Source organism: Oerskovia paurometabola, assembly GCF_016907365.1.
Classification (GTDB): Bacteria; Actinomycetota; Actinomycetes; order Actinomycetales; family Cellulomonadaceae; genus Oerskovia; species Oerskovia paurometabola.
Map to the genome: position 1 here is coordinate 3,535,372 of NZ_JAFBBV010000001.1, position 14,240 is coordinate 3,549,611.

The window sequence follows — 14,240 nt, forward strand, 5'->3', positions numbered from 1 at the left end:
AGCGGCAGGGGACCTCGATGACGACTCCGGCGGAGACGAGCAGCGCCCCGCGCCAGCTCCCCTCCCTCACGGCGATCCGCGCGGTCGCCGCCGCGGCGGTCCTGGTGTTCCACCTGGACTACTGGCAGGTGCTCGACATCCCCGGGGCGTACTACGGCAGCACCGGGGTCGCGCTGTTCTTCGTGCTCTCGGGCTTCATCCTCACGTGGACCGCCAACCCCGCGCTCCCCCGCAGCGGCTTCTACCTGCGCCGCGTCGCGCGGATCTACCCCGACCACCTCGTGACGCTGGTCGCGGCCCTCGTCATCGCCCTGGTCCTGGGCAGCCCGCCCGTGACCGGGCGCATCATCGGCGCCAACGTCCTGCTGCTCCAGGCCTGGTCCCTGGACCCCACGGTCGTGTACGGGCTCAACGGCGTCGCGTGGTCGCTGTCGTGCGAGCTCGCGTTCTACCTCGCCTTCCCGTTCCTCCTGCCGCTGCTGCGGCGCTGGTCGCCACGGACCCGGCTCGTGGTGACCCTCGTGGCGCTCGCGATCCCGCTCGTCGCGACGGTCGCGGCCCCCACGACGTACCAGGTGCTCTACCACTTCCCCCTCGCCCGGTTCCCCGAGTTCGTGCTGGGCGTCGTCGCGGGGCTCGCGTTCGTCGAGGGCCACCGGTCACGGGTCCCGTGGGCCGGGGTGCTCGGGATCCTCGCCGCGGTGCTCGTCGCGGCCGAGCTCACGCACGCGACCGAGGCCGTGGCCCGGGTCGCACTCGTCCTGCCGTTCGCGCTGTTCCTCATGCTCTGCGCCGAGCGCGACCTGCGGGGCCGGCGGTCGGTGCTGACGCACCGCGTCCTGATCGTCGCGGGCTCGGCGTCGTACGCGTTCTACCTGGTGCACGAGCTCGTGATCCGTCGCGTGCTCGACACCCCCCTGACGGGGGTGCTCGCCGCGGTCGTCATCACGGTCGCCGCCGCGGTGCTGGCCTACGCGCTCTACCGGTTCGTCGAGGAGCCCGCCCGCCACCTGATCGTGAACCGCTGGGGGCGGCGGCGCGTCCCGGCCCCGGCGGCCGCACCGGAGACGGCTACCGCTTCGACGTCCCCACCGTCGCCGCCGCGCTGACGTCTCCCGTGATGACCGCGTCGATGAGCTGGCGCGCCCAGGCGAGCACCTCCATGCCCCGCAGCGGACGACCTCCGATGCGCGCCGTCGTCGGGAAGGGGACGAGGAACGCGCGGATCGCGGGCTTGAGCATGGTGCCCGGGTAGAGGCGCTTGAGGCGCAGCTCGGCGGACTCCGGGAGGTCGACGGGCGCGAAGCGCACGAACTTGCCCTGCGCCGTGACGTCGGCGAGCCCTGCGCGGCGCGCATGGTTGCGGAAGTCCGCGACGGCGAACAGGGCCTCGACGACCTCCGGGAGCGCGCCGTAGCGGTCGACGAGCTCGGCCCGCACCTCGGCGAGCGCGGGCTCGTCCTGGGCCGCCGCGATCTTGCGGTACGCCTCGAGGCGCAGGCGCTCGTGCGCGATGTAGTCGTGCGGGATGTGCGCGTCCACGGGCAGCTCGATCGAGACCTCGGGCGCTTCCTCCTCGACCTCGCCCTTGAACGACGCCACGGCCTCGCCGACCATGCGCACGTACAGGTCGAACCCGACGCCTGCGATGTGCCCCGACTGCTCGCCGCCCAGCAGGTTGCCCGCACCGCGGATCTCGAGGTCCTTCATGGCGATCTGCATGCCCGCGCCGAGGTCCGTGTTGGCGGCCATGGTCGCGAGGCGGTCGTGCGCGGTGTCGGTCAGCGGGCGCTCGGGCGGGTACAGGAAGTACGCGTACGCGCGCTCGCGCCCACGACCCACACGACCGCGGAGCTGGTGGAGCTGGGACAGGCCCAGCATGTCGGCGCGCTCCAGGATGAGCGTGTTGGCGTTGGAGATGTCGAGGCCGGTCTCGATGATCGTGGTGCAGACCAGGACGTCGAGCTCCTTCTCCCAGAACGCCGTGATCGTCTGGTCGAGCTGGGCCTCGCTCATCTTGCCGTGCGCGACGCCGATGCGGGCCTCGGGGACGAGCTCGCGCAGGCGCTGGGCCGTGCGGTCGATCGTCTCGACCTTGTTGTGCACGTAGAACACCTGGCCCTCGCGCAGCAGCTCGCGGCGGATCGACGCAGAGATCTGCTTCTCCTCGTACGCGCCCACGTACGTGAGCACGGGGTGGCGCTCCTCGGGCGGGGTCGCGAGCGTCGACATCTCGCGGATGCCCGTGACGGCCATCTCGAGCGTGCGCGGGATGGGGGTCGCGCTCATCGCGAGCACGTCGACGTTGGTCCGGAGCTGCTTGAGCGTCTCCTTGTGCTCGACGCCGAACCGCTGCTCCTCGTCGATGATGACCAGGCCCAGGTCCTTGAACTTGATGGACCCCGAGATGATGCGGTGCGTGCCGATCACGACGTCGACCGACCCGTCCTTGAGCCCCTCGACCGTTTCCTTGGACTCGGCCTCGGTCTGGAAGCGCGAGAGCGCCTTGACCGTCACGGGGAACGCCGAGTAGCGCTCGGCGAACGTCTGGAAGTGCTGCTGGACCAGGAGCGTCGTGGGCACGAGGACCGCGACCTGCTTGCCGTCCTGCACGGCCTTGAACGCCGCGCGGACCGCGATCTCGGTCTTGCCGTACCCGACGTCGCCACACACGAGCCGGTCCATGGGGACCGGCTTCTCCATGTCGGCCTTGACCTCGTCGATCGTGACGAGCTGGTCGGGCGTCTCGACGTACGCGAACGCGTCCTCGAGCTCGCGCTGCCACGGGGTGTCGGGGCCGAACGCGTGCCCCTGCGTGGCCATGCGGGCGCTGTAGAGGCGGATGAGCTCGCCCGCGATCTCCTTGACGTGCTTGCGCGCCTGGCTCTTGGTCTTGGCCCAGTCCGAGCCGCCCATCTTGTTCAGGCTGGGCGACTCGCCGCCCGTGTACTTGGTGACCTGGTCGAGCTGGTCGGAGGGCACGAACAGGCGGTCGCCCGGCTGGCCGCGCTTGCTGCTGGCGTACTCGATGACGAGGTACTCGCGCGTCGCGGCGTTGCCGCCCGTGCCGAGCGTGCGCTGCACGAGCTCGACGAACTTCCCCACGCCGTGCTGCTCGTGCACCACGTAGTCGCCCGCGCGCAGTGCGAGGGGGTCGACGACGTTGCGCCGCCGCGAGGGCATCTTGCGCATGTCGCGCGTGCTCGACCCCTGGCGCCCCGTGAGGTCCGACTCGCTGAACACCGCGAGCTTCAGGTCGGGCGCGACGAAGCCCGGCCCCACGGGCGCGGGCGTCACGAGCACGACGCCGCCCTCGGGCTCGGTGTCGATCGACGCGACCAGGCGCGCTGCGGTGTCGACCGCGGACAGCTGCTCGGTCATGCGGCGTGCGGGGCCGTGACCCTCGGTCGTCAGGACCAGGCGCCAGCCCGCGTGCTGGAGAGAGCGCAGGTCGTCGAGCGCCCGCTCGACGTCGCCGCGGTAGGACTCGACGTTGCGCGCCGGCACGGTGAAGGTGGTCACGCCGTCCGTGCCCATGCCCGACGTCGGACCCTCGCCTCCCGGGAGCGCCTCGCCCGGGTGCGCCTCGCCGTCGGGGGTGGCGCCCTCGTCGAGGCCGAACGGGCTGAGCGTCCACCACCCGAGGCCGCGACGCTCGGCGACGTCGTGGACGTCGGCGAACGTCTCGAACGACGCGGCCGAGAGGTTGATCGGGGTCGAGCCGCCTGCGGCCGCACCGGTCCAGGCGGCGGCGAGGAACTCCTCGGTCGTCGCGACGAGGTCGTGCGCGCGGCGGCGCACGCGCTCGGGGTCGTTGATGATCAGCAGGGCGTCGTCGGGGACGAGGTCCAGGACGGGCAGCATGCGGTCGACGAGGACCGGGGCGAGGGACTCCATGCCCTCCACGGCGATGCCGGCGGCGAGCTTGTCGAGCATGTCGGTCGCGCCGGGCAGCGTCTCGATCAGCTCCGCCGCGCGGGCGCGCACCGCGTCCGTCAGGAGGATCTCGCGGCACGGCGGCGCCCACACGCCGTGGTCCGCGATCTCGAGGCTGCGCTGGTCCGCAACCGCGAACCAGCGGATCTCGGTGACCTCGTCGCCCCAGAACTCGACGCGCAGCGGGTGGTCCTCGGTCGGGGGGAAGACGTCGAGGATGCCGCCGCGCACCGCGAACTCGCCGCGCCGCTCGACCATGTCCACACGCTGGTAGGCGGCCGCGCTCAGGCGCTCGGCGACGTCGGTGAGGTCGGCCGTCTCGCCCGTGCTGAGCTCGACAGGCTCCAGGTCGCCGAGGCCCTCGACGACGGGCTGGAGCAGAGCGCGCACCGGCATGACCAGGACGCGCACGGGGCCGGACTGGCTGACCTCGCTGGTCGGGTGCGCGAGGCGGCGGAACACCGCGAGCCGCTTGGCGACCGTGTCGCTGCGCGGCGACAGGCGCTCGTGCGGCAGCGTCTCCCAGGCGGGCAGGACCGCGACCAGGTCGCCCAGCTCGTCGGGCAGGTACGCGCGCACGCTCGCGGCGAGCTCGTCGGCCTCGCGTCCCGTCGCGGTCACGACGACGAGGGGGCGGGAGCCCTGGGCGGGGGCGCCCTTCTCTGCCCCGGTGGTCTCCCCGGTCGCGGTCGCCCCCGCCATCGCGGCGAGCAACGGCGGGCGCACGCCCACCGGGCCGACGACGTCGACCGCGCCCCGCAGGCGCACGTGCTCGACGACCGCGCGCGCGGTCGGGTCGGCCAGGAGGGCGGGCAGGATTCCGGTGAGGTTCATGAGTTCCTTCGAGCAGGGTCACCGACGGCGTGGGCGTCCACGGGCGCAGGCCCGGGCAGGTGTGGACGTCGTTCGACACGACCCGCAGCGAGGCACGGGCGCGCCGGAACAGCACGAGCGGCCCGGACCGAGGTGAAGACGGTCCGGGCTGAGGGTGCGAGCACCAGGTTACGCCGAGGGGGTGACAGGGGGCGCGGTGGTTCGTGAGATGGCGGGGTGGGATCAGATCTGCGCGCGGCCGCGACGGGCGAGGCCCCCGCGTGCGTTGTCAAGGCGCACAGTGCTAGAGCCTAGAAATCTGCTCCCGAGCAATGTCGAGCAGCCCCGGCGCGGCCATCTCGCACCACCGCTCCACGTAGTCCAGGTCAGGCAATGGAAAGAAGGCATCACGGTTCGTCAGTCGCCACTCTAGATACCTGGAATCATCTAGATACGGATCCTCTGAACGGTTCGCCAGCGGCAGGACAACCCGAGCCGCACTCTCCCGCAGCAGCTCGCGGTCAGGCGCAGAGAGAACATCGAGCAGCATCGTCGTCTTGTAGACGGTCGTCGCGATGTTGTACATCTCCCATCCCACCGGCCCGTAGCCCCCCTCGGCACCGACGCAGGCCATCTCTCTCATTTCGCCACCATCGATCAACGAGAACATCCGACCAACGGTCTCAAATCGCAGCCACACGGCGGCACCCTTGCCCTGGTCGTTCGACCTCACCCACCCCGAAGGCGCGCCGCTCAACCGCTTCATCCCCAGCGCCTTGAACTGACCGTCGAGTCGACGCATCACCGCAGTTCTCGCCGCCGCGCGACTGAGTAGTTGTGACGCCATCAGTGCCCTACCAACACTCTCGGGGCTCCATAGCGCTTCGAGATCCACCTGCCCTTGACCTTCCGCCTGCTACCTATCGGGACCGAGCCGTTTCGCCGTGGGGCCAGCAGAGCCATTGCGCCCCGAGTACGCGATAGTTGACGATCCGCGATCAGATACAATTCGCCAGAAAATGGGGGACACACGGACAGCGGCTTTGCAGGAGAAGCGCATCCGCGGTCATCCGACCGCCGTCACTTCACCTGATCACGATTCAAGAAGACTGAGGTTCAGTCCAAGGGGAGATCGAGAGCGAGTCAAACTCAACATGAACAAAGCGCCCACCCCAATCCCATTCAACGTCAACCGCAAGACGCGCATTCGAGCTTGGATTCGATTGTTGAATTTGCGAAATCTCCGTAGCTCCGGGTGAAAGCGACTGATCCTCACCGAGTTCCAGCGATCGAATATCTGCAGAGTACTCAACCAAGTATACTGGTGAAAATTCTACCGAAACCAGTTTTGGCGCATCCAGATCGGACCTAACTCGACCAGCACCGTCCCAGATGTAGTCAAACATCAATCGCATTGCGTATCCAAAGTTGGGGAAATCAATCCCGACGATATAGCACTCCTGGAAGGACGTCCAGTGCGCAAGGATCGCGTCCAGGCCCAGAGGGTCACTAGCCGTCATCTCGAGAACATCCGAATCCCGTGTGACGTTGACCTACTGCCAACGTTGCCGTGTCGGTCTAGTTCTGCACCATGCCGGTTGTTTACTCGAAGATCCCATTGCCCGTTGCGCCTCATGATCCTCACCGTCTCCTTGCCGTTCGTAAACAGGTAACCCTTCTTGTTCCTCGCAAGGCCACTCTTGAACCCATCTTCTCGAAGGATGGTACGCACGGAAATCAGATTCCGCTTGCTAACATCACCGTTAGCATACAACTTTCTCAGACCTGCGGACGCGTCCTTCAGCCCAGTAGGACATGCCGTGTTGTGGACAAGCTGCTCGGGCTCGCCCGCGCGAGCGGATACAAAGAAGGTGTGCGGGCCTGACACATGGAGGTTGAAGACTTGTTGATCGTCGAACTTCCCGAGGTCCTCGACTGACTCGATCGCCCAATCGCCCCCTTCGGAATCCAGGAGCAAGTCACCGACGCTTAGATCAAGAGCCTCCGTCCACCCGCGACCTTCAACCCAGTAGGGATGGTTATCTGTCGCGATTACCGGATCGCTTGCACCCTGCACCAAGATTGCAACCAACCGTTTTGTACCAGTGTCGTCGATCGGTGCGATAACGGTCTCTTCTGAGGAGACTCCGGTAATCGGGTCTCTCGAAAGGATCACATCTCCGGCCTCGATCATCTCGATGGGCAACTGCACTCCGCCTGCCATCAGAACAAGCGTTCCGGCGACAAAACTGCACTGCGGAGGCTTTCGCGGCTTCGCTATTGCGGAACGAGCCGTCTTTGTTGCCGATCGCGCCTTCTGTCCGGCCTTGGCCGCGACAGAGGCAACCTTGAATCCTGCGCGCACTCCCGCACCAGCACCAACCATCTGCGCGGCCGCGCTGACGGCCATCTCAAGGGCCTTGCCCTTATTGCCCGACGCAGCGTAGGCGACGGCTGAGATGCCACCAGCTGCGGCGCCGATCGGGCCAGGAATCCAGGAGGCGACTTCGCCAACCTTGGCGATGCCCTTGACGAGGCCCTTCCAAGTGAACGTCCCGCCGAGGTCGGTGCAGTTGACGGGGTCGGCGTTGCAGTAGTCGTAGTTGTTGGCGGAACCACCGGCGACGGGGTCGACGGACAGGAAGCGGCCGGTGGCGGGGTGGTAGAGGCGGACGCCCATGAGGATGACGCCGGCGGGGGTGTCGGCATTACGTTGTGCGGCGCCGAGCCATCCGTAGCGGGCGGGTGGGGCGTTGCTCGTCGCCCCGCTGGTCATGGGTTGAGGGATGCCGAACTCGTCGAAGGACGTGAACCGCAGCTCGGTGAACGTGGCCGTCGTGGCGCCGTCGGCGATGGGCAGGGTGGCGGTGATGTCGCCGTGGAGGTCCACGAGCTGGAGGACGCGCTCCCCGCTTTTGCCGGTCTGGACGGCCAGTGCTCCGTCCATGCCCTCGACGTACCGGGTGAGGTTGTCCGGCAGGGTCGCGTCGTTGACGATCCACGAGGGCTCGTCGCCGTCGCCGTCGTAGTGGTTGATGGTCTCGGTCGAGTTGGCCCATGCGTTGTTGACCCATTCGAACGTGTCCTGGGTGTCGAAGCGCATCAGGGGGTCCAGGCCCCACTGGGTGCGCTTGGTCCCGGGGACTTCCTGCGTCGCGACGAGGTCGTTGACGAAGTAGGACGTCGAGGCAGTCTTGGTGCCGTTCTCGGTCGGCATCGAGGTGATGCGCCCCAGCTGGTCATACGCCCACGTGTTCCCGCCAGGCTCCGACGTGGAGACCAGTCGGTCGGCAGTGTCGTAGGTCGAGGTGACGGTGGTCGCCCCCGTAGTGCCGGGGCACGCAGCGGCCGCCGCGCTGGTCGCGGTGGTGAACGACGTGCGGTTGGTGTGGTTGTCGAACCCATAGGTACGACTCGTGCACTGGTTGGTCGCGCCGGACTTGTCGTTGACCGAGGTCAGGCGTCCGAGGCGGTCGTAGGAGTAGTCGCGCACGTTGGCGGGAGTGGTGTGCCGGATCCACTGGCCCCGGTGGTTCTCGACCACCGAGTCCGCCGCGATCACCGTTCCGTCGCTTGTCCGCGTGTAGCTGCGGGCGACCGGGACGCGGGCGGTGTCGTAGGTCATGGTGAGGGTGACTCCACCGGGCAGGGTCTGGGACTCGAGCTGACCGTCGGCTCCCCACGTCGGGATGATCGTTCCCGCGACGGAGTCGGCGAGCTTGGTGACGTACCCGCGCGGGTCTGCGGCCCGGTCGTACTCGTAGGACCGGGTCGTGCCGATCGAGTCGGTGACCTTGGTCGGTTGCCCGTACCGGTCGTACTCGGACTTCGTCCAGCCTCCGTTCGCGTCGGTGTACTTGATGAGGCGACCAAGACGGTCGTACTCCTTGACCACGCTCGCGGTCTCAGCCCCCGAGGCGTTGACCGAGGCGTTCTTGACGATGTCACCGGTCGGGCCGTCGTACGTCGTCGTGGTCTTCGCGATCGTGGCGCCAGCAGCTGCGGAGCCGCCCGCGATCTGCACGCCGGTGACGCGGTCGGCGGCGTCGTAAGTGGTGGTCGTGGTCCGGGTGACCAGGCTCACGCCGGCACCCACGCTCTCACTGATGACGGTCGGCGAACCGAACCCGTTGTACGCCTCGGTGCGCTTGACCGTCAGGTCGCTGCTCATGCGGGCCGGGTCGTGCCCCGTAACCGGTCCCCCAGCGAAGGTCAAGCACGGTTGCCCGGCCCACTCGGGCTTGTTCTGGCAGCGAGCGTCCGAAGCCTCGGTGCCTGCGGAGTAGAAGACCGACTTCACCGTCGCCGCGTCGGTGCCCGTCGAGCCGGGCTTGCGGGACTCGATCGCACGGCCGCGAGCGTCGTAGAGGACGACCGAGGAGAGGGCCATGGGTTGTCCGGCGTCGACCGTGATCTTGGTTGCTTGCTTGTGCACCCACCCCGACGTCGGGTCCAGCGCAGGCTTGCCGTCGACCGGCGTGTACTCGTTCGTGGTGATGATCGGGTCGATCAACGGGTCGGCGAGCGGATCAGCCCCGGCGGTGAACGGGTCGATGCCCGCGCTGGTGCTCCTAGTGAGCAGGTGCGCGGCAGCCCCCTCCGGGTTGCCCTCGTCGTAGACGTTGAGGGTGCGGGGGCGCAGCAGGCGAACGTCGTTCGGGTCGTTCGCGACCGCGAGCCGCTGGACCGGACCGGTCTCGGTGAGGACGTCGAGCCCGTCCGGGCTGTACGTCGAGCGGGAGTCCAGCAAGACCGACAGCTCGAGTCCCGTCTTGTTGTCCAACCCCCAGTCCGTGAGCATGGTCGCCGCGTTCGGGAGCTTGCGCAGCGCCAGGAGGCGGTTGGTCGCGTCCAGGGTGCGCACGGTGTTGCCAAAGCGGTCGTACTCCGCCGTGTCGATGAAGCCCTCGATCGGCGCGTCCTTGCCCGCAGGGCTCGCGGTGTTGACCTCGCGCCCCGAGGAGTTCAGGTAGTGCACCGTCGCGGGCTTGTACCCGTCCTTGCCCGGCGCGGTCTCCGTCGCGGTCGTGACCGCCGGGACGTCCTGAGGGCCGAAGATCGCGGTGGCATCAGTAGGCCCGTCGGACTGCGCCCACGTCGCCAGCGCAGCCGCGTTGAGGTCGTAGGGGCCGCCCTTGGCCCGGGTCAGCGGCACGTTGTATACGACCGTGGTCGTGTTGTCGGGGCCGAGCTGGTCCTTGGTGCCCGGCGTGAGCGACGCACGCTTGACGGTCAGCAACCGGCCAGGACCGGCGTCGATGAGGTCGCCGGAGCCCGTCCGGGACGCACCACCCGGCCCGTAGCCGAACGTGTAGGGCTCCTCACCCGGCGCCGTGACCGTCGTCAGGCGACCGGCGGCGTCGTAGGCGTACCTGGTGACCAGCGCCGGGGCGCCCGCCGCTTCGATGCGCGGGTCGCGCGCCTCGACGAGCTGCCCCTTCGCGTTGTACTTGTACGCGGCGATCGGGATCTTGACGACGGCAGTGCCGTTCCACGTCCAGACCGACGCGCTCATGACCTGCCCGGCAAAGTTGCCCGGCGCGCTCGCCGTGGCGGTCGTCGAGGAGGCGTAATCGAGGTCCATGACCTCGCACCCCCGCGCCGGGGTCGCGCTCGTGCAGGCCTGCAGGTTCCCCGTCGTGAGATTCTGCCAACCGTCCACGCCCGGTTCGATGGGCGCGATGATCCTTGTAAGCCGCTGCACCCCGTTGACCGGCGTGTACACGTGCCGCGACTGCCCTGCCGCAGCGGGCGGTGCCGACGTCAGCACCGGGAAGTCTCCCGACGCCCCGGGCCGTGTGAACAACGTGACCGTGCCGTCGATCTCGGTGAGCTTCCACTCGTTGGCCGAGACCTTCTCGAGCTTGAGGTCCTCGGCCCCCGGCTCAGGGAACCACTGGGAGCCGTTGCCCGTGGTGAACCAGACCTCTCCCCCACCCGTCAGATGCACTGCGGCGACGTCGTCGTACGGCGTGGCGATCTTGGTGTACGCCGTCCCCGCGTACCCGTCGACCGTCCCGGTCGCCCACTCCTTGCCGAACGGAGCCCAGATCTGGCGGACCGACAGGTCGTCGAAATAGACGGCCTTGCCAGACCCGCCGGTGTTGCCGTTGTACATCCGCAGGAATGCCTCGGTCGCGTCGCCCGGCACCGTGATGTCCACCGAGACCTGCTGCCAGGTGTCGACCTTGGTCGGCTTCGGCGTCAGCTGATTGATGGCGCCCGGCTCGGAGTACGGTCCCGATCCCGATCGAGAGAAGAAGGCCAACGAGTACCCTCGCGCGCTCTCGGGCGTCAGCCCGCTGCTCGCAGGGACGTAGACCCAAGCCGAGACACGGTAGGTGCCGCCCGGCGCGAAGCCCAGGCGCATGCCGCCAATGTCGCCAGCAATGCTCGCGGCGGTGTCGAACGTCGCCGCCGTCGGCATGACCCTGAACGAGGTCGTGCCACTGTGGAACCGACCCGTGTCGATCGTGACGGTTGCGGTATCGCTCGTCACTCCGTCCATGGTCGTCGCTTCCATCTGGGTCTTGGTCAGTCGTTCGGTCTGCAGCTGGTATCCCGAATCGGTGTCCCGAGAGCTCGTGGTACGCACCATCGACAGCCCGAACTCCTCGGCGTCGGTGACCGACAACGAGTAGTCGCCCGTGAGCAGGTTGACCGAACCAGGGCCGATCGTGTCAGCCGCGGCGCCGTCGGCGTCCTTGTCGATCGTCATGGTGACCCACTGCGTCTGAGCAGGGTTGGCACCTGTCCCGCTCTTCGCAAGAATCGCGCGCACCTGCACCGGACCGCCGTCGAACCCGGCGCTCGTCATCGCGTCCCAGTTCACGTACTTGCCCGCGGCAGGCAGCGGAGCCCAACCCGACGCGAACGCCAGCGGGTCCCCAGTCGAGGCGGTCAAAGCACCTGGGTCAATCGCGACACCGTCCCCGGCGTCCGGCCCACGACGCCACTCGTACTTCACGTGCGTGTACGGAGTATCGAGCGGACCGGCATTCCACCCGACCTCGATCCGCGCCCGACGCACGACCCGAGCACCATCCTCTGGGGTCAGGATCCCCGCCTTGCCCACGAAAAAGTTGTACTTCGTGATCTGTCCCGAGACGTTGCCGGCCCGATCGACCGCCTGCACCTGCAACGTGTGCTTGCCGACGGTCGTGGGCGTGACGTTCACCGTCGCCGCCGCGCCGTTCACGACGGCGACCTTGTTCTCGCCCGTGGGCGCCTTGTCCAGCTCCCAGCGGTACTCCGTGACGGTCGGGTCCGCGGACTTCATCGACAGGGCGAAAGTCCCTGCGACGTTCGCGTCCTTGTGCCACTTGTTGTCCGCCGGGTAGTCCGTCGAAGCGACGACCGGCGCGCCCGGCGCGACCGTGTCGACACCGAACCAGTGCCAGTCCGAACGCGGGCCCTCACGACGGTCATCGCTGCCCCGAACTCGGAACGCGTACGACTGCCCCTCCGAAAGGACCCCGGGCGGCACCTTGATGCTCGCGACCGATCCGTTCGCCAGGTAATTGACATCGGCCGCCCACATCGTGCCGTCGGGCTTGGAGAGCTCGAACTTCCCGTGCACGACGGGCGTATCCGGGTCAGTGATGGTCGCGGAGAGCGTCGGCTCGGTCGTCGCCGTCCACGATCCGCTCGTACCCGGACCCGGCGAGACCTTCAGGTTCGTCGGGACGTTCGGGATGCTGTTGTAGGTGACCCACACTGACGGGACGTAGCTGCCGTTGTTCGAGGAGTAGAACCTCTTCCATCCGTACGAGTCGCCCTCGTTCTCCGCCCTCAGACCGAGAGTGATGCCTCCGTAGCCCTGGTTCGCCGTCCACGCCATTGCGCCGGTGACGTCCGCGTGCACCCAACCGGGACCGCAGGCACTCGAGAATCCCGCCGTGTCCCACGATGTCGTCTGATAGGAGTTCCACGCGGGCTGAGAGCCCCAACGCGTGCCCGGGCCCACGGCGGTCCCCATGTGGTAGACCTGCCACGGTCGCGCCTGGCACGAGTAGGGATGGAAGTTGAGAAGCTCCATATAGGCGCTGACCACGTCCCTTCCGGGCAGGTCGGGCGTCGAGAAGTCGATGAATGACCGTGCCACGACAGCGCCACCGTTGTACGACCCCAACCGGATCTCCGTAGAACCACTTTGATCCACCGAGGAGTTCGTCTGAACGTATGTGTCGAAGCCCGTCCGAAGGTTGATGTCTGGGTCGATGACCACGGGATACGTCACCTCGGGGGCGTCCAGGAGTTCTTGCACCCCGTCGAAAGTCACCTCCGCGGTCGACCGGTCGATCAGCGCGACACTCTCGTCCAGCACCACCGCCCGCTCCAGAGGATCGATGGTCGGCTCGGCGACGCGACTTTGCGCCTCGTCGGGCAGGGGCGACGTCACCTCCCGCTTGGCCTTCCCCATCAGCACATCGATGCTCGGCATGGGCGACAGTCGAGGGGCGGTCCCCTTCTGGTCCTCGGGCCGATCGATCACGGGGTTGATTCGTCCGCTGTCCGAGGCCGCGTCCCAGACGAGCGGAGTGCCGGATGACGCGACGACCTCGCCCGCGTCGGAGAGGATCTCCAGACCGCCTGATTCCGTCTCGCGCAACGAGCCACCCTCGGCTCGCACCTCGAGCGGAAGGTCTATCGCTCGCTGCGCGGACGCCTCGTCGTTCGCGACATAGAACTGCTCGTAGCCGGTGCCTGTCGCTTCGAGGATGAGATCGACTCCCGGCGCGACCGACTCGTAGATCGCCTGGCGCCCCTCAAGCTTCGGCTCCTGCACGACTCCTGCAAGCGCGAGCGAGGTAGCGACGCCGGTCTCAGCATCGGTCACTGTCGCCAGGACGTCGGCACCACCGACCCCGCCACCCCCGGAGAACTGGAGGTCACCGACGTGTGCAACGGGACGCACTATGCCATCGGCTCCAGCGTGCAACGTGAGGTCGACCGCGCTCCAGTCCTTATCGCTGGTGCCATCGCCCCCACTCCGGACCCACACCGGTCCCGAACCGGCGCCGAGCACCGTCAGACCATTGGGAAGGACGAAGGTTGACGACAGCTCGGTGCGCTCCCCGACTACCTCGACGGGTTCGTCCTCCAAGCGGGCGATCGCTCGCGCACTGACCGCATCCGGAGCCCAGAGGTACCCGTCGGACGTCCGCTCCGGCTCAGGAGCAGTGGCAGCAGGTGCTGCGGGAGCGGCAGGGACGTCGGCGGCCTGGGCGGGTATCGCCGTCAGCCCGACCGTTCCCACCGCCAACGCGACCGTCGCGGCAACGGTGGCGACACCGGCCCGCCAAGCACCAGGAACACCGGAGAACGAGACAAGAATGGCCACGGCCATCGCCCCTACTGTGCGGCCGCCCGCAACACTGCGGCGGCGAATCAGAACCCACACCCCCTACGGGCAGGCCCCAACCTGGCTCACAGCATGCTCACAGCCCACGATGGTGGCACGAAGGTAGCACCGAAGTCCCAGAGTCGTC

The 14,240-nt window shown here is 68.0% G+C and carries 5 protein-coding genes; 1 reads left to right on the forward strand and 4 read right to left on the reverse strand.

Features of this window, described 5'->3' with window-relative positions; all coding sequences use genetic code 11:
* The first annotated feature begins 17 nt into the window (after window positions 1-17).
* Window positions 18-1,109 carry an acyltransferase family protein gene (locus JOD48_RS15855; RefSeq protein ID WP_204809749.1) on the forward strand — a complete coding sequence of 364 codons (1,092 nt, stop codon included), beginning with the start codon at window positions 18-20 and terminating at the stop codon, window positions 1,107-1,109.
* Here JOD48_RS15855 and mfd read toward each other — a convergent pair.
* The 4 genes from mfd to JOD48_RS15875 form a co-directional block, all read right to left on the reverse strand.
* On the reverse strand, window positions 1,072-4,770 hold the full coding sequence (gene mfd, locus JOD48_RS15860) for a transcription-repair coupling factor (protein WP_204809750.1): 3,699 nt from the start codon (window positions 4,768-4,770) through the stop codon (window positions 1,072-1,074). The two genes, JOD48_RS15855 and mfd, sit on opposite strands and share 38 nt — an antisense overlap.
* A 283-nt stretch (window positions 4,771-5,053) precedes the next feature.
* Window positions 5,054-5,551: a hypothetical protein gene (locus JOD48_RS15865; protein WP_204809751.1), complete on the reverse strand. Its 498-nt coding sequence runs from the start codon at window positions 5,549-5,551 to the stop codon at window positions 5,054-5,056.
* 298 nt (window positions 5,552-5,849) lie between these two features.
* Complete coding sequence (locus JOD48_RS15870) at window positions 5,850-6,155, reverse strand: hypothetical protein (RefSeq protein ID WP_204809752.1); 306 nt, start codon at window positions 6,153-6,155, stop codon at window positions 5,850-5,852.
* Window positions 6,156-6,265: 110 nt separating this feature from the next.
* A complete protein-coding gene (locus JOD48_RS15875) occupies window positions 6,266-14,098 on the reverse strand; it encodes a DNRLRE domain-containing protein (protein ID WP_204809753.1) in 7,833 nt (2,610 codons plus the stop codon).
* Window positions 14,099-14,240 lie beyond the last annotated feature (142 nt).